This is a genomic window from Marinobacterium sedimentorum (genome assembly GCF_024267675.1).
Taxonomy (GTDB): domain Bacteria; phylum Pseudomonadota; class Gammaproteobacteria; order Pseudomonadales; family Balneatricaceae; genus Marinobacterium_A; species Marinobacterium_A sedimentorum.
Window position 1 is genome coordinate 1 of record NZ_JALDYX010000009.1, and the last position, 17,114, is coordinate 17,114.

Here is a 17,114-nt window from a genome sequence, read left to right on the forward strand (position 1 = left end):
ATTGGCTTTACGAAAAAGGCTCGAAGTTGATAAAACTTCGAGCCTTTTTCGTGTTGGTACAGAAAAACCAAATCGTCGGGCTCGCTCTTTATAACCCCGGGCGAAGATCATAGGTTCAAACCCTGTCCCGATACCCTATTTAGCATGTAGGTTGGGTCGAGCCGCGTAGCGGCGGACCCAACACTCTCCGGTCAGGCTAGTGGTGGCTGCGCATCAGCAGCGCGCCAAGCAGGCTAAGCATCTCGTCGACTTCGGATGCGCTGACGTTCAGCGCCGGCATGAAGCGCAGCGTATGGAGCCGCGGCGCATTGAGCAGCAGACCCGTCTCGAACGCTGCCCCGACCAGGGCGGGGGCGTCGAGCGGTGCGATGTCCAGCGCGATCAGCAGGCCTTCGCCGCGCACCTCACCGAGCCCGTACCGTGCGGATAGCGCCTTGAGTCCGGTAACAAGTTGCTCGCTGCGCTCCATTACCCGGCCCAGAAACCCCGGCGCGGTCACAGCATCCAGCACCGCCAGCGCGGCGGCCGTGACCACAGGGTTGCCGTTGAAGGTGCCGCCCTGGTCGCCGTACTCGAAACAGCAGGCGTCGGCTTTGGCCAGCAGCGCCGCGATCGGCATGCCGCCGCCGAGTCCCTTGCCGAGCGTCACCACATCTGGTTCGATTCCGTGCCGCTGGTAGCAGAACGGGACGCCGGTTCGGCCGATGCCGGTCTGCACCTCGTCGAGCATCAGCAGCAGGCCGTGGCGGTCGGCCAGCTGCCGCAGGCCCTGCAGGAAGGCGCTGCCGGCCGGGATCACGCCGGCTTCGCCCTGGATCGGCTCCAGCAGAATCGCCACGGTCTCGTCATCGATTGCACTCGCGACTGCTGCCAGGTCGCCGTAGGGCACCTTGGTGAAGCCCGGCACCTTGGGGTTGAACAGCGGCTCGAACGCCGGCTTGCCGGTGGCGGACATCGTCGCCAGGGTGCGGCCGTGGAAACCGTTGTGGAAGCAGATGATCTTCCAGGCACCGCTGCGGTGCTTCTGGCCCCACTTTCTCGCCAGCTTGATGGCGCCCTCGTTGGCTTCGGCGCCGCTGTTGGCAAAGAACGTCTGGTCCAGCCCGCTTAGCGCGGCCAGCCGGTTCGCCAGCGCCAGCGCGGGTGCGTTGTAGAAGGCGGGACCGGGGTTGATCAGGCGCCGGCTTTGCGCGCAGATGGCGTCGCTGACGGCCTCGGGGCAGTGGCCGAGGGTGTTCACCGCCCAGCCCTGGACGAAGTCCAGCCAGACGTTGTCCTGCTGATCGTAGAGGCGGCTGCCCTGGCCGCGCACAAAGGTGACCTCGGGCCTTGCGGCGATCTGCATCAGGGCGCTGTATTCGGTATTCATCTTGTCTCCGGGATATTCATCAAGGGTTTTCGGGAGCCGCCGGCTGGCAATCCCCAGGAGCCCGGAATCCCGCGGTGAGCCTTGTCTGTACAGAACCGTACAAACGAAAAAGGCCACCGGGGATACCGGTGGCCTTCTGTCGACTCGGATTGCCTGAAATATCGGATCAGGCGCAGTTCGATGTCGCGGACGGACAGGGGCAGTCCCACAGCAAGCTGTGAAGGCGTCGTACCTGTCGTCGGATCGAAGTTAGAGTCATCATGGGCTGCAGTATCGCAGAGAACTGGGTGACTAAAAACAATTTTTTGCCCGCTCCCGATTGAGTGCATCCAGCCGGGTAGGGTAGCCTGACAGCAACCTGCCCGGCTTCATGCCGAAGCCCCAAACTCGCTATTCAGGGAAGAACCATGCCGCTCGAAATCCGCTTCGATGATCAGCTCCGGGACGACGAGGTGATCGAACTTTATCGCGCCAATGCATGGTCGTCGGCGGACAAGCCGCGACAACTGATCGCGGCGCTGCGTAACTCCCACAGCCTGGTCACCGCACGCCTGGACGACCGACTGGTGGGCCTTGGCAATGCCATCTCGGACGGCCATCTGGTCGTCTACTATCCGCATCTGCTGGTGCATCCGGACTGCCAGGGCCAGGGCATTGGCCGCCGCCTCGTGGAAGCGATGCTAAGCCGCTACGCCGGTTTCCATCAGCAGATGCTCACCGCCGACGGCGATGCGGTCGGTTTCTACCGCTCGGTTGGCTTCGAGCGAGCGGGCAAAACGGAGCCGATGTGGATCTACGCCGGCACGGATCACTGAAAATGTAATGGAGTCCGGGCTATGGATGTCAGCTTTACCAGGGCCGGGACAGGGCCGTCGCCGAGAGCCTGATCTGAACGAATATGCGACCGTACTGCGAAGGGCGTTCCATCCTGTGGGACAGCGCGGGGTTCGCGAAAGACGGGCAGGCGTAAGAGCGTTACGAAATTGTCCGCGCAGCGCTTGGCCGTGGCTTGCCCCGGCTGCGGCTCAAGGTGTTCCGCGACAATCCGGCTGTGAAGCTGTACCGCCGATGCGGTTTTGCAGTCGTCCGGGAGGATGCCGACTTTTACTGGATGGAATCCATACTGTCGCCCCGATGAAGGATAGGACCGATCGGTATTACCGCCATTTTTAACGAGAGAAGCATCGTGAAAGAGATCGCACAGATACTGGCGTTCGTCGTCGAGATTGAGAAACTCAAGGGCGTGCACCGCAAGACCCGCCCTGTGGGGCTCGAGCGCGTCGAGAATTCGGCCGAGCACAGCTGGCATGTCTGCCTGACGGCGCTGATGCTGAAGGAGTATGCCGATGAGCCGATCGATATCGATCGCGTCATCAGGATGCTGCTGATCCACGACCTCGGCGAGATCGATGCCGGTGACACCATTATCTACCAGAGCGAAACGGCCGAGAACAAGGCCGCGGAGGCGGCGGGTGTCGCTCGTGTCCTGCGGATGCTGCCGGACGGCCAGGGTGACGCCTACCTGGCGCTCTGGCACGAGTTCGAGGCCGGCGAGACCGCCGATTCCCGCTATGCCCGCGCCATCGACCGGGTGCCGCCGCTGCTGCACAACCTGCACAGCGAGGGGTACAGCTGGCGCGAAAACGGGGTGCCGAAAGACAAGGTCTTCGCGCTCAACGCGCGCATCGGCCAGGGCAGTCGTGCGCTCTGGGACGAAATCCGCATGCGGCTGGATGGTGCCGTGGACAAGGGCTGGCTCGAATAGGGGGCCACGATACGGTGATGTGAGAGGACGGAGGCCCTGAGGCCTCCTCCTGCTCGATTAGGCATTGTCTATCTGTGCGCCGGGTTGCCGCACTCGGGCAAGGCGACGCGCGAGTGCGTTGTCGGCGGACAGGTGCGCCATGGAACTTAGCGCTGCGTTTCGACGCCGTCTGGCAGGCTGTCCTGGGTCGCGGTGCCGGCCACGCGGTGCTTGTGTTCGTTCCAGATGTTCAGATCGATCTGGCTTGCCACCTCGGGGTAGTCGGCCGGGTCGAAGACGGGTGTCTGCTCGCGGCTTTGCGAGAAGTAGTCACGGGTCAGCTTGACCACCAGTCCCGACAGCATCAGGATCGCGATCAGGTTGATGGTGGCCATCAGACCCATGGCGGCATCGGCGGCATTGAACACGGTGGCTACGCTCTCGTAGGCGCCCCAGACCACCATCAGCAGTCCCAGGCTGCGCAGTACCGTCAGGCCGGCGCGATTGCCCAGTTTCAGGAAGACCATGGCGTTTTCGGCATAGGTATAGTTGCCGATGATCGAGGTGAAGGCGAAGAAGAAGATCGCGATGGCGATGAAATACTGCCCGGCAGCACCAATATGAACACTCATCGCGGTCTGCGTCAGCGGTATGCCGGACAACTCTGGATCGGCGCCCATGACGCCGGACAGCAGGATCATCAGGGCGGTAGCGGTGCAGATCAGCAGTGTATCGATGAACACCCCGAGTGCCTGCACCATGCCCTGGGACGACGGGTGGTGCGGGTTGGGGGTGGCGACAGCGGCAATGTTCGGGGCCGAGCCCATGCCGGCTTCATTGGAGAACAGGCCGCGCTTGATGCCGTTCAGCATGGCGCCGGCAATACCGCCTGCGGCCTGTTCCAGGCCAAAGGCACTCTTGACGATCAAGGCAAATACGGCGGGAACCTCGCTCAGGTTGAGCGCGATCACGTACAGTGCCACCAGCAGGTAGGCGCCGGCCATGAAGGGCACGACCAGTTCGGCACAGCGGGCAATTTTCTTGATGCCGCCAAAGATAACGACACCGGCGAGGATCGCGAGAATGACGCCCGTGCCGAGCTTCGGCATGCCGAAGGCGCCTTGCATGGCATCGGCGATGGAATTGGCCTGGACGGCATTGAAGATCAGGCCGAAGGTCAGAATCAGGGCGATGGAAAAAACCGCACCAGCCCAGGGGGCATTTAGTCCCCTGGCGATATAGAAGGCCGGCCCGCCGCGTAGCTGACCATTGTCGTCACGTACCTTGTACAACTGCGCCAGGGTGCTCTCGGCGTAGGCGGTGGCCATGCCGACCAGCGCCACCATCCACATCCAGAAGATAGCGCCGGGACCGCCAAGGGACAGGGCGACCGCGACCCCGGCCAGATTGCCGGTGCCGACGCGCGACGCCAGGCTGGTGCACAGTGCCTGGAACGGCGAGATGCCGCCGCGATCGCTCTGCGGTGCTTTCAGGACGGTGCGAATGAATTCGGGGAAATGGCGAAATTGCATAAAGCCCAGGCGCAACGTGAAGTAAATGCCGACCGCCAGCAGGCCGTAGATCAGTATGTAACCCCAGAAAACGGTGTTGAGAAAGTCGATAACAGTATTCATGCGGTGAGATCCTTGTGAAGCATGTCTTGTTATTTTCGCTGTGTGTTGGTGCATCCTGCCGGGATGCCTGAATGGCAAAAGTGCCGCGGCACCAGGGGTGAACACGCCTTTCCCGGTGTGTTCAGTAAACGATTACGTTGATGCCGCCAGGTATCATGCAGTTATTATGCCGGGGGGCTTCAGGCAAGCGGACAATCGGGGCCTTAAGCGTGCAAAGCGCCGGCAGGCGGCGGCGTGCTTGTACTGTCGGTCGCGGGACAAGCGCCAGATGAGACTGCCGCCGGATGGTCGAGCGGCGTTGCAACGGGCGATACGGTGCACCGGTCTGCGTCTGTGACCAAAGCGGTGCAGTCTGTTTCAGCGTCTGGTGCCGCAGAATGTGGTTTTTTCAGGCCATGACGGCACGGCCGTCCGCGGTGTTGCATTTCCTCGAAAATGCGCCGTGCGGCCAACCTCCTGGCGACTCGCTAAAAGCGCCTCTAAGAGCGAAGCAGTACACTAGCTATTCGGCAAGGATCTTGCTGAGCGAGCGGGCGCTGCGATGCTTGAGGGCAGCATGGCACTCGGCGAGGATGGCGAGTGCGATACCTTCTGGCAGCTCTGCACCCAGGTCCAGGCCGGCAGGTCCGGCCAGCGGGATCTGCAGGTCGGCCTGCGTCAGGCCGGCCTGCTGCAGCACCTGGATTCGGCGATTCTGTGGGCCGAGCAGGGCGCAATAGCGCAGCGATACTGCGTTCAGCGCCTGCAGGGCGGCGGCATCCAGTGAGATATTGTGGGTCATCAGGACAGCGGCGTCGATCTGCTGGGTCCTGGCATAGTCGGTCAGGCCGGTGGCCGGTCCCTTGAAAAGGCCGCTGGCGGTGGCGAAGTGTTCGCGCCGGGCATTGGCCGGGCGCGGGTCCCACAGGCTGACTTCCCAGCCCAGCTGGTGAGCCATCGATACCAGTGGCCGGGCGTCCAGGCCGCCACCGGCCACCAGCAGGTGAGGAGCGGGGCGAATACGGCTGACCAGCCATTGCTGGTCACCTTCGGTGATGAGGCTGGACGCGGGACTGCTGCCGTGGTCCGCAACCGGTTGTGCCGGCAGGAAGCGGTTTTGCACCTCGCCGGTCCCCTCCGGGATGCGCTGGTAATAGTAGCCGCCTGCACGGTTGTTGAGGGTCTGGTGCAGGGTGTCGAGCTGCAGGTACTGCTGCCGGGCCAGAATGGGCTGCGGCAGTATGTGCACAGTGCCGCCGCAGCCAATGCCCAGCTGATACGACAGGTCGTCCTCGTCGCTGCCATCGTAGCAGAGGGTTACGGCCCTGTGGCTGTGCATGACCTGGCGGGCATGGCGGTGGATATCGGATTCCAGGCAGCCGCCGCTGAGCAGCCCGAACTGCTGCCCCAGACTGTTGAACAGCATGCTGGCGCCGGGCTTGCGGTAGCAGGGGCCCTGGGTCTGGTAAACGGTGCCCAGCACCCAGTCCGCACTGTCCCGTTGCGGGTACCATTGCTGCAGCAGGTGTGGAAGGTCATTCGCCATGATCAAGGTGCTCGTAGCTTGAATAACGAAAGGATCCTGACCGGGCGCAGCTTTCGGGCGCCCGGTCAGGCGGTCAGACGGCGAGCTTGAGTGGCAGGCGCCGGAAGTGCTGGCCGGTGGCGGCGCTCAGTGCATTGGCCACGGCTGGCGCGATGGGCGGCGTGCCTGGTTCGCCAACGCCGGTGGGGGCTTCTGCCGAGGGCACTATATGCACTTCGATGGCTGGCATCTGGTTGATCCGCAGCACCTGGTAGTCGTGGAAGTTGGATTGCACGACCTGGCCGTCGTTGAGCGTGATTTCGCTCACCAGCGCAGGTGACAGGCCAAAACCGATGCCGCCTTCCATCTGGGCGCGGATCACATCGGGATTGATGGCCAGGCCACAATCCACCGCGCAGACAACGCGCTCCACCCTGAAGCTGCCATCATCCTGTACCGAGACCTCGGCGACCTGGGCGACGAAGCTGTTAAAGGATTCATGTACCGCAACGCCGCGACCCCAGCCCTTGGGCAGTTCCGATCCCCAGCCGGCCTTCTCGGCCGCCAGTTTCAAGACTCCAAGGTGGCGCGGGTGCCGGGCCAGCAGCTTGAGCCGGAACTCGACCGGGTCCTGCTTTGTCGCCCGTGCCAGCTCATCCACCATGACTTCCGTCGAGAAGGCGGTGTGGCTGTGGCCAACGGAGCGCCACCACTGCACCGGTACTGGGTGATCTACGCTATGCAGTTCCACCTGCAAATTCGGAATCTGGTAGGGCAGGCTGGATGCACCCTCGACCGAGGTGGAGTCGACGCCATCCTTGATCGCGAAGTTCTCGAAGGCCGTGCCCTTCATGATGGACTGACCGACAATGCGCTGCTCCCAGGCGAGGGGGTTGCCGCTGGCGTCCAGGCCTGCACGCACTTTATGCACGTACATCGGACGGTAATAGCCGGCGCGGGTGTCGTCTTCGCGGGTCCAGACCAGCTTCACCGGGGTGCCGCGTTTTGCCTGGGCGATCAAGGCGGCTTCGATCAGGTAGTCTGAATGCGGGTTGGCCCGGCGCCCGAAACTGCCGCCGGCAAACAGCATGTTGATCTTCACCTGTTCAGGTTTGAGGCCCAGGGCGGAGGCCACGGCCGACTGGTCGATGGTCTGGAACTGCTCACCGTTCCACATTTCACAGCCCTGGTCGTTCACCAGCGCCACGGCATTCATGGGCTCCATCGGAGCATGGGCCAGGTAGGGCACTTCGAATACGGCTTCGATCAGGGTCGTGGCATTGGCCAGCGCTGCAGTGGCGTCGCCATCGGCACGGGCCACCAGGCCGGGCTGTTCGGCCAGCGCCCTGTACTTGCGCAGCATGTCATCTCTGCTGCCGGTAAAGGCGGCGCTTTGGTCCCATTCAATGCTGAGCAGATCGCGGCCTTTCTTGGCGCTCCAGAAATCCTTTGCCAGTACGGCGATGCCATTGGGGATCTGCACCACCTCGACCACGCCCGGCGATGCCAGTGCCTTGCTGGCGTCAAACCGGCTGACCTTGCCACCAAAGCGTGGCGGATGGGCGACCAGGGCGGTGAGCATGCCGTCCAGTTGTATATCCTGGGTGAAGCGTGCACTGCCGTCGGTTTTGCCCCGGTCCAGACGAGGCAGTTTTTGACCAATGTAGGAAAAGTCGGCCGGATCTTTCAGACGCAGCGATTGCGGATCCGGAATGGCCTGCAGGGCGGCGAGCTCTGCCAGCTCGCCAAAGCCCGCGCTCTTGCCGGAGGCGACATGGCTGAGAATGCCCTGGCTGACCTGAATCTCGGCGGCGGGGACTTTCCAGAGCTTCGCTGCGGCGGCTACCAGCATGGCCCTGGCGGTGGCGCCGGCCGTGCGCATTTGCATAAAGGAGTTGGCCATGGCGGAGCTGCCGCCGGTGCCCTGCACCGGGCCCCAGCTGAGGTTGTTGTAACGTGAGGCATCGGCCGGTGCGCCTTCGCTGCGCAGCTGTGACCAGTCGGCATCCAGCTCTTCGGCGACCAGGGTGGCAAGGCCGGTAAAGCTGCCCTGACCCATTTCCAGGTGTTTCATGATCACCGTGACACTGTTGTCGGTGCCGATGCGGACGAAGGCATTGGGTGCGAAGACGCCAGCCTCGGTCGCTGCATTCGTGGTATCTGCGGCCAGAGCCACGGGCAGGTTCAGCGCCAGCGTCAGGCCGGCTCCGACGCTGGTGACCAGCTTGAGGAAATCCCGGCGACTGGACAGCGGGCCCTGATGATCGTTGGATAGGTTGCGGCGCATCTTGATCCTCTCCTTATGCGAGCTGTTCGGCGGCTTGCTTGATGGCGCTGCGGATTCGAGCGTAGGTAGCGCAGCGGCAGATATTGCCCGCCATGGCAGCGTCTATGTCGGCGTCGCTGGGCTGGCGGTGTTTTTCCAGCAGGGCGGTGGCGGACATGATCTGGCCCGACTGGCAGTAGCCGCACTGAGGTACTTCCAGCTCGGTCCAGGCCTGCTGTATTGTCTGGGCAACCACCGATTCGATACCCTCGATGGTCGTGATTGCCTTGCCCTGGACCGCCGAAATCGGGGTGACGCAGGAACGGGTCGGCTGGCCATCGATATGCAGGGTACAGGCACCGCACAGAGACATGCCGCAGCCAAATTTTGTGCCGGTCAGGCGGACTTGGTCGCGGATGGCCCAGAGCAGGGGGTGTCGGGTGTGGTGTCCAGCACATGGCTGACACCGTTTACCTGGATCGTAACGGGCATGGGATTCTCCTGATCAGTCGGTACTTTTACTCGGTGGCGGGCAGACCACCGCGCTCTATCTAATGTAGTTTTGATCGCGGGCCAGCCATTAGTGCAATCATCCGAACTACTTGCCCAAAACTCCAGAATGTCGATTAATACGTGGCAAGCGGCCAGCGCGCCGAGACATACTTTGAACAGGTACTGGAGCCTGTTTACGGGCGGTTTCGAGGGGTATAACACTGTTGCTGCAGATTCCCGGATAGACGGAGGCACAATTGACGTTCGAGTCTGAACTGGCGCATGCAGTCGCCGGGCTCTGTGAAACTGATGGCGCCCGTAGCACGGCCTTGGCGGGGCTCTCGTTGTATCGATCCGGTTTCGATTCGCCGCGCACACCGGTGGTGTATGAGCCGTCGATCTGCGTGATCGCCAGGGGCCGCAAACAGATTATTTATGGCGAACATTGCTGCAACTACGACCAGGACAACTACCTGATCAGTTCACTGACGCTGCCGGTGGACGTGCAGGTGCTGGATGCAACCGCGGATGCGCCTTTTCTGGGGCTATGCCTGGCGGTTGATCGGGATATTGTCGGTCAGCTGATGCTGGTGATGGAAGCGCTGGGGTGTCTGCCCCAGGCGGAGGAGTCGCTGCAGATCATCAGTTCCAGTGTACTGACCGAACGCTTGCGGCAGAGTTTCGTGCAGCTGCTCGCAACGCTCGCGGACCCGGTGGATCGGCAGGTGCTGGGCCCCGTACTGCAGCGGCAGATTTTCTACGAGGTCTTGAAGGGCCCCAGCGGACATTTGCTGCGCAACTGTGTGACCCGTCACGCCGGGGCCAACAGAATTGCGCCGGTGGTGCATTTTATCGAGGAGAACTTTCACCAGTCGCTGGATATCGATACCATCAGCCGCTTTGCCGGCATGAGTGCGTCGTCCCTGCATGAGCATTTCAAGCAGATCACCTCGATGTCGCCCATGCAGTTCGTCAAGAGCCTGCGTCTGCATCGCGCCTTAGTTACGGTACTGGCGCAGTATGTCCCTGGCGATCACGATGCGCTGCACTTCGCTGGTGCCCTCGTAAATACTGGTGATGCGCGCATCCCGTGTCATGCGCTCCAGCGGGTATTCGCACATGTAGCCGTAACCGCCGAGCAGTTGCAGCGCGCTGTAGCAGGCCTGATTGGCTTTTTCGCTGGCGAACAGCTTGGCCATGGAGGCCTCCCTGGCAAAGCTTTGCCCTTTTTCCTTGCGATCGGCCGCGCTCATCAACAGCAGGCGTGCGGCTTCAAGCTCAGTGGCACGATCGGCAATGATCCACTGCAGTCCCTGAAAGTCGGCGATGGCGTGGCCGAACTGCCTGCGTTCGGTGGCGTAGCGGGTGGCGTAGTCCATTGCTGCCAGACCAATCCCCAGCGCCAGCGAGCCAACGCCGATACGCCCGCCTGCCAGTTCTGCTACCGCAATGCGAAAGCCATCGTTGAGCTTGCCCAGAAGTGCGCCCTGGGGGATTTCTACGTCGTCAAAATGCACTTCGTTGGTGGCTGATCCGCACTGTCCCATCTTGTGTTCGGCCGGACCTATGCTGATGCCGGGCCTGTTCGCTTCCACCAGAAAGCAGCTGATGCCCTTGCCTTTGGCGGCCGCAGGGTCGGTGACCGCCCAGACTACAAAAACACCGGCAAATTCTGCGCTGGTAATCCACTGCTTGGTGCCGCTGATGCGCCAGCCGTCGGCGGTTTGCTCGGCGCGGGTGCGCATGGAGGCGGGGTCTGAGCCTGCGCCGGCTTCGGTCAGGCAGAAACTGCCACTGAGGTACTCACCACTGCAAAGCCTGGGCAGATAAGTTGCTCTCTGTGCGTCGTTCCCCACCGCCTGGATGACTTCGGCCACCATGTTGGTCACCGACATGGTGACGGCCGTGGCGGCGCAGGCCTTGGCGATTTCGGTAATGGCGAGGCTAAAGGCCACCACGCCGGCCTCGGTGCCGCCGTACTCGCTGTCGATGTTAAGGCCCATGAAACCGAGCTCTGCGAGTTTGGCGCAGTGTCCTTTGAGCAGTGCATGATTGGCGGTGCGATCAAGCTCGGCGGCGACGGGTGCCAGTTCTGCCTCTGCAAAACGGCGCGCCGTGTCCTGGATCAGGCGTTGTTCTTCGGTCAGTGACAGGTCCATGGCGGGCTCCGCAGTTTTATTGGGGGAGGGTAGTAAGGGAAAGTACCTATTTATACTTGAGCTTTACCTTAACGTAAAGTTTGCTGTTGCTGACGCTTCTGCAGGCTTGACAGTGTCTTTTATCGGCAGCATGGTGGGACAGAGCATTCCTAGGCTGTAAATGGAAAGACGCGATGGCAAAACGCGAAGAGAGGGCCGCCCTGGCGCCCCGACTCAGCAGTGCGGCGGAGCTTGATATTCCCTGGTCCACGCTTGAAACCCTGATCGGCGGCCGTTCAGTAGTGGATCTGCAACAATTGCCGGTGGCAGACGATCGCTCTGCCGCCCGTTTCCTGCAGGCTTATGGCTTCGATCCCAACGACCCTGGTGACTGCCGCGCCATGGAGCAGATTCATGCGCGCGCCATTCGCTATCTGGATGAAGTGGTGTTGCCCTGGCAGTGGCTCGGGGCTGTGCCTGAGCCCTGGCGCAGCATGCCGATCGAGGACCTGCTGGTCGCCGCTGCCAAGCCGCCGAGCGGTGAGTGGCCCAACTGGCCCTGTATCCTGCTCAAGGTGCTGCACTGTACCACCCATGCGCTCTTCAGCTTGGATGTCGAAGCGCACCAGGCCGCACTCGAAAGCGTGCGCGCACGCTTTCTGCCGTTTCTGTTCGAGCAGGCGGGTCAGCAGTGGATTGGCGATGAGAACTGCAAGATTCCGCTGGTGGATTTCCACATCAAGGAGGAAAAACCCTTCGACCGCTTTATGACCAAGCTGCTGCACAAGCCCGGCAACCTGGCGCTGGAGGTATTCGACCGCCTGGGGGTGCGGCTGGTGACGCACGATATCTTTTCAGCGGTGCTACTGATCAAGTTCCTGCGCAGCCGCAATATCATCATGTTTGCCAATCAGCTGCCCGAACGCAGCCGCAACTCCCTTGCCGAGCTCGATGAGATACATCGGCTCTACGGCGTCAGTGCGCCGCCCTTTATTCTTGAGCAGTCGGCGGGCGCCATGCTGCCATCACCGGAGCTGTCCGGTGACAATCCCTTCAGTGATCGCGCCTTTCGCATGTTCAAGTTTGTCGAACGGCTGATCGTGAAACTGCCGGATGGCCGGCGCAGCATCTACCCCTATGAAATCCAGCTGCTTGACTGCAATGCCTGGGAGTCGTCGCTCAGTGGTGATGCCACGCACTCAGCCTATGAAGCCCGACAGCTGAAACGGGTGCGTCAGCGCTTGTTCGGTCACCCGGCGCCGGGCGCCTAAGCCAATCGTTTGGGTGCCGGTGTCGCTTGAGTCGCGTCGGCGGCTGGTATAAGGTCGCGAATCTGCGCCGCTGGCAGCGGACTCTTCGGGCTCTGCCCGGGCACTTTCTTATCTGATGACAGGGGTTGGGCGTGAAGCTGGATGCGCTGATTCTGGCCGGTGGTGAAGGCCGGCGAATGGGGGGGAGCGACAAGGGGCTGCTCAGTCTGGCGGGGCGCCCCATGATCGATCATCTTGGGGCGCGGCTGCGGGGCTGTGCCGAGCATGTCTGGATCAGCTGTCGTGCCGATCAGGCGGCGGACTATACGGCTGTTGCCGATGGTCTGCTGCTGGACGAGGGCGACAGTCTTGGCCCCCTCAGTGGTATCAGCCGGGCGCTGCAGGAGCTGAGCTGCAGCCACCTGCTGATCACGCCCTGTGACACGCCGCTGGTGTCGCTGGCAAGCTTCAGGCAGATGATCGCCCACAGCCAGGCGGCGCCCGATCAGATCGTGGTGGTGCATGATGGTGACTATCTGCAGACCCTGCACCTGATCGTGCCGGTGGCGAAGGCCGCATCGCTGGACCGGTTTCGTGCCACAGGACGGCGGGCGGTACGGGGCTGGCTGGAGCAGGAGGGCTATGTTGAATGTCACTGCCAGCCTGCGCTGGAGTTCATGAATATCAATACGCTCGAGGCCCTGGCCGAGGCGCGCAGTCTGTTGCGGGAATCTGCCCATAAGGGGTGAGTGCGCCGCGACCTTGCTTGAAAAGTACGCAAAACGCCGGGGCTATCCCCGGCGTTTGTGCGAACCGGTACTCTTTTTAGTTGAGCATCCAGAGTGCAGTTTGCGGCCAGGCCAGCAGCAGGGCCAGTACGCACAGTTGTAGCGCGATAAAGGGCAGCACGGCCACAAAGATATCCTTGAGGCTGACTTCTGGCGGCGCCACGCCCTTGAGGTAAAATGCGGCCGGTCCGAAGGGCGGTGACAGGAAGGATACCTGCATGTTGACCGCGAACAGAATGCCGAACCAGATGGGATCGAAGCCCAGCTGCACCACTATGGGTACGAAGATGGGCAGGGCCAGCATGGCGATGCCGATCCAGTCCAGGAAGAGTCCCAGCACCAGCAGTATGGCCATCATCACCAGTATGATCACGATCGGCGCCACATCCAGCCCCTGAATCATGCCGGAGACAAAACGGTTGCCGCCCATCAGGTTGTAGACCCCAACCAGGGCTGCGGCACCGATGCCTATCCAGATAATCATGCCGCAGGTGATCATGGTCTGACCCAGGCTGATATGCATCACCTTGAGCGAAAACTCGCCGCGCAGCACTATGGCCAGCAAGACACCAAACACACCCATGGCAGCCGCTTCAGTGACCGAGGCAATGCCGCCGTAAATGGTGCCCAGTACCAGACCCGCGATCAGCCCCGGCACGAGAATGGCCTTGAGTGCCTCCTTCTTGCTGCTAAAAACGGTATTCGCATCTTCCGGGCGCAGCGGTGGACCCATGGCGGGGTTGCGCATGCAGCGTACCAGCACATAGGCGATGTAGGAGGCCATCAGAATAACCGCAGGCGTAATGGCGGCGGTGAACAGATCCGCGATCGAAACGCTGGCGATCATGCCGTAGATGATCAGCACGATGGAGGGCGGCATCATGGTGCCCAGGGCTCCGCCGGCGCAGACCACACCGATGGACAGATGCTTGTCATAGCCCAGGCGCAGCATCTGTGGCAGGGCAAGAATGCCGAGCAGCACAATTTCACCGCCAATAATGCCGGACAGTGCGGCGAGGAAAAAGGCCACGACTATGGTCTGTACCGCCACGCCACCGGGCAGGCGACCGGCAAACATGCGCATGGCATTGAACAGATCCTTGGCGATGCCGGAGCGATCCAGCAGGGACGCCATGAGCACGAACATGGGCACCGCGACCAGCGAGTATTCGGTAATAAAACCGTAGACCCGGCTGGTGACCAGTGGCAGGGCATTGCCGCCGAACCAGCCAAAGGTAAAGGCCATGGCAATCAGGCCCGTAATAAAGGCCAGTGGCAGGCCGGTGACCAGCAGGGCGAAAATCAGCCCGACCATCAAGAAGGTAGCGTTGGCGATATCCATTAGCGGGGCTCCTTGTTGCCTGGCGCGCGCTGGCAGGACTGGATCAGGTGTAATAGCGCCTGCAGTGTCATCAGGGCCAGGGCGAACAGGATCAGCCCCTTGGTCAGTGCGGGCATGGGCGGATTCCAGGACGTGCCCGAACGCTCCAGTTGCCATTCACCGAGCGGATTGTGGGATGCGCGCCAGAACATGTGGAAAGCCGCATAGGACATGGCGACACAAAAGCCCAGGGTCACCAGGTCATTGAAACGGTCAAACCAGATGCGAAACCCCGGTTTGACACTGTCGTACAGGACCCGTACCCGGATATGCCGGTTCTTGGCCAGGGTGGCCGGGCCGCCCAGGGCAAAGCTCACGGCGACCAGAAAGACCACGGATTCGTGTACCCAGGATGTGGGCGAATCGAAGGCATAGCGCATGATGACTTCAAACACGCTGATGGCCATGGCCAGAAAAACCAGCCAGGCTGCCAGGGCACCACCGCGGGAAATGATCCGGTCCAGGCCATTGCGCTCGCCACCGACCATGGAGTCGTGTGCCGGGTTGTCTTCGGCGGGTGTTGGGGTGTTGGAAAGGGTAGACATGAAGCCTCCGCACGGGCTGCAGTGCAGCCCGTCATTCGGATTGAGAACGAAGCGGGTGAAGGAGGTTGTCCGACAACACTCAACCGACTGCGAACCAGCTGAGTTTGGCTGCTTCCTGTGCTGTTTTGCGTTGAATAGAACCACTATTCGCCTTAAAACAGCACAACAAACCGCTCAAATCAGCCGTCTCTCGCTACGGCCAGCATTCTCGGACAGCCTCCTTGCGGCCCGCCGGTTTACATCAGGTTGCGATCGGACAGGAAGGCGACCACAGAGTCATAGATTTTCTGGTTCAGCGCGCTTTTCTCGGCCCAGACTTTCCACTCGTCCTTGGCGATATTGCGGAACTTGGCCCGTTCTTCCGGGGCCATGTCGATAATGGTGATGGAGGCATCTTCACGGGCCTTTTTCACCGCGACCAGATCGCGGGCTTTCAGCTTGGCGACCATTTCGTAGGCCATGGAGTCGACCGAGGTTTTCAGAATGGCTTGCAGATCCGCCGGCAGGCCATCCCAGATTTCCTTGTTCAGCGATACCGATACCATCGGCAGGGAATGGAAGCCCGGGTAGTTGGGGTACTTGGCGAAGCTGTGCAGGCCCTGGTCGTGGTTGGTGGAAAATACGGTGTAGTCGGCGGCATCGATTACGCCTTTCTCCAGCGCGGTATAGACCTCGGACCCCGGCAGGTTCACAGGCGTAGCGCCGGCTTTTTCGAAGATGTTGTAGACCATGCCCTCAGGTGCACGCAGTTTCAGGCCCTTCATGTCGGCCACGGTACGGATGGGTTTCTTGGAGACAAAGGCTTCCAGGCCAGTGGCCGCAGCGCCAATCAGGTGCACGCCATAGGGCTCGACCAGTTCGTTATAGAGTTCTTCGCCACCGTTGTATTTCATGTATTCGAGGAATTCCAGCGGATCACCCCAGGCACCGACCAGGTTACCGAGCATGCCGAAGGCTGGATCACGGCCGGAGAAATAGCTCGGATCGGTCAGGTGACCCTGCAGAATGCCGGAACTGACGGCGTCCAGGGTCTGGTTGGCCTGAACCACGGCATTGACCGGCAGGATTTCGATCTCGATACGTCCGCTGGACATGGTCTTGACGTTGTCGGCCCACTTTTTCTTTATTTCAAACTGCGGCTCACCGGTGTTTTCCGATGTCTGGAAGGTCCAGTTGAAGTCAGCTGCCTGGGCAGTGCCCAGCAGCAGGCCGGCGCTAATGATGGCGCCGGTCAGCAGGCGCTTGGAAGACGTTAGCAGGGGTGTTGTTATTTTCATGCTTCACCTATCAGTGGTTTTCAGATTACAAGTCCGTCCATCGACCCGGACAAGGTTAGTCGATGGCGGGCTCTGGGGGATTATCGGGGTAATTTTGCGAGAATTTCCTGCACGATCTGCGGCACGCTCTGCAGCACAGAGACGCGAACACAGGCTTCATCGGCGCCGGGTTCTTCCAGGGTTTCGAACTGGCTGTCCACCAGGGTGGCCACCATAAAATGATTCTGGCGCAGCGCCATGCGCCGCTCGATTTCACCGCGCTCCGCCTGCAGGTAGACAAAGATCAGCGGGCCACTGGCGGCCAGCGTCTGGCGGTAGCTTTGCTTCAGCGCCGAGCAGGACAGCACGGCCTGGCTGCCCTGAGCATGGGTGGCGCTCAGCTCATCGCGCAGCCGCTCCAGCCAGGGGCCGCGATCGGCGTCGGTGAGGGGAATGCCGGCGGACATGCGCTGCACGCTGTCTGGTGAGTGGAAGCTGTCGCCTTCGATAAAGCGCGCATCCAGTGCATCGGCCAGCAGTTTGCCGATGGTGCTTTTGCCGCAACCGCACACACCCATGATGACTAGATTCATATTGTTATATTCAATTCGGTAGTGAGTTTAGCGCTAACATTCCGCAGCTTAAAAAAACCGCCATGAAGCGGAACCTGTCTAGGTGTTTAAGACTATAGGAGTCATTTTCAGAGGTCAATAATTATTTTAGCGCTAACATGGGGCCGTATTGTCG

14 protein-coding genes and 1 pseudogene are annotated in these 17,114 nt (G+C 61.3%); 5 read left to right on the forward strand and 10 right to left on the reverse strand.

The features are described from left to right. Positions 1-196: 196 nt before the first annotated feature. Positions 197-1,369 (reverse strand): acetylornithine transaminase, encoded by a 1,173-nt coding sequence (locus MRS74_RS09865; protein WP_254580119.1) that lies wholly within the window; start codon positions 1,367-1,369, stop codon positions 197-199. A gap of 407 nt (positions 1,370-1,776) precedes the next feature. Here MRS74_RS09865 and MRS74_RS09870 point away from each other — a divergent pair, with 407 nt between their 5' ends. Beyond that, entirely contained in the window at positions 1,777-2,184 is a 408-nt protein-coding gene (locus tag MRS74_RS09870; protein WP_254580120.1) for a GNAT family N-acetyltransferase, read from the forward strand. Between the two features lie 371 nt (positions 2,185-2,555). Then, complete coding sequence (locus tag MRS74_RS09875; RefSeq protein ID WP_254580121.1) at positions 2,556-3,134, forward strand: HD domain-containing protein; 579 nt, start codon at positions 2,556-2,558, stop codon at positions 3,132-3,134. Positions 3,135-3,280: 146 nt separating this feature from the next. Here MRS74_RS09875 and MRS74_RS09880 read toward each other — a convergent pair whose 3' ends face one another. The 4 genes from MRS74_RS09880 to MRS74_RS09895 form a co-directional block, all read right to left on the reverse strand. Further along, positions 3,281-4,747, reverse strand: coding sequence for an alanine/glycine:cation symporter family protein (locus tag MRS74_RS09880; protein WP_254580122.1), 1,467 nt, complete (start codon positions 4,745-4,747; stop codon positions 3,281-3,283). Positions 4,748-5,249: 502 nt separating this feature from the next. After that, entirely contained in the window at positions 5,250-6,272 is a 1,023-nt protein-coding gene (locus MRS74_RS09885; protein WP_254580123.1) for an XdhC family protein, read from the reverse strand. Positions 6,273-6,345: 73 nt separating this feature from the next. Continuing rightward, entirely contained in the window at positions 6,346-8,538 is a 2,193-nt protein-coding gene (locus MRS74_RS09890; protein WP_254580124.1) for a xanthine dehydrogenase family protein molybdopterin-binding subunit, read from the reverse strand. A gap of 13 nt (positions 8,539-8,551) precedes the next feature. Continuing rightward, positions 8,552-8,890 carry a (2Fe-2S)-binding protein gene (locus tag MRS74_RS09895; RefSeq protein WP_438362327.1) on the reverse strand — a complete coding sequence of 113 codons (339 nt, stop codon included), beginning with the start codon at positions 8,888-8,890 and terminating at the stop codon, positions 8,552-8,554. 502 nt (positions 8,891-9,392) lie between these two features. On the opposite strand from MRS74_RS09895, the pseudogene MRS74_RS24220 reads away from it, so the two are divergent. Next, positions 9,393-9,926: pseudogene (locus MRS74_RS24220) on the forward strand (AraC family transcriptional regulator); the annotation flags it as partial. Positions 9,927-10,007: 81 nt separating this feature from the next. On the opposite strand, the gene MRS74_RS09905 reads toward MRS74_RS24220, so the two are convergent. After that, the gene (locus tag MRS74_RS09905; protein ID WP_254580126.1) at positions 10,008-11,168 is read right to left on the reverse strand and encodes an acyl-CoA dehydrogenase family protein; all 1,161 of its coding nucleotides are present in this window, start codon (positions 11,166-11,168) and stop codon (positions 10,008-10,010) included. A 173-nt stretch (positions 11,169-11,341) separates the two neighbouring features. Between MRS74_RS09905 and MRS74_RS09910 the strand changes: the two genes are divergently transcribed. Next, complete coding sequence (locus MRS74_RS09910; protein ID WP_254580127.1) at positions 11,342-12,418, forward strand: TIGR04552 family protein; 1,077 nt, start codon at positions 11,342-11,344, stop codon at positions 12,416-12,418. A 131-nt stretch (positions 12,419-12,549) separates the two neighbouring features. After that, on the forward strand, positions 12,550-13,146 hold the full coding sequence (mobA, locus tag MRS74_RS09915; protein ID WP_254580128.1) for a molybdenum cofactor guanylyltransferase: 597 nt from the start codon (positions 12,550-12,552) through the stop codon (positions 13,144-13,146). Between the two features lie 76 nt (positions 13,147-13,222). On the opposite strand, the gene MRS74_RS09920 is transcribed toward mobA, so the two are convergent. From MRS74_RS09920 to MRS74_RS09935, 4 genes are all read right to left on the reverse strand, one after another. Continuing rightward, the gene (locus MRS74_RS09920; RefSeq protein ID WP_254580129.1) at positions 13,223-14,527 is read right to left on the reverse strand and encodes a TRAP transporter large permease; all 1,305 of its coding nucleotides are present in this window, start codon (positions 14,525-14,527) and stop codon (positions 13,223-13,225) included. Next, positions 14,527-15,111 carry a TRAP transporter small permease subunit gene (locus MRS74_RS09925; RefSeq protein WP_438362328.1) on the reverse strand — a complete coding sequence of 195 codons (585 nt, stop codon included), beginning with the start codon at positions 15,109-15,111 and terminating at the stop codon, positions 14,527-14,529. Before MRS74_RS09925 ends, MRS74_RS09920 begins: the two co-directional genes overlap by 1 nt. A gap of 236 nt (positions 15,112-15,347) precedes the next feature. Further along, positions 15,348-16,388: a TRAP transporter substrate-binding protein gene (locus MRS74_RS09930; protein WP_254580130.1), complete on the reverse strand. Its 1,041-nt coding sequence runs from the start codon at positions 16,386-16,388 to the stop codon at positions 15,348-15,350. Positions 16,389-16,468: 80 nt separating this feature from the next. Next, on the reverse strand, positions 16,469-16,960 hold the full coding sequence (locus MRS74_RS09935; RefSeq protein ID WP_254580131.1) for a gluconokinase: 492 nt from the start codon (positions 16,958-16,960) through the stop codon (positions 16,469-16,471). Positions 16,961-17,114 lie beyond the last annotated feature (154 nt).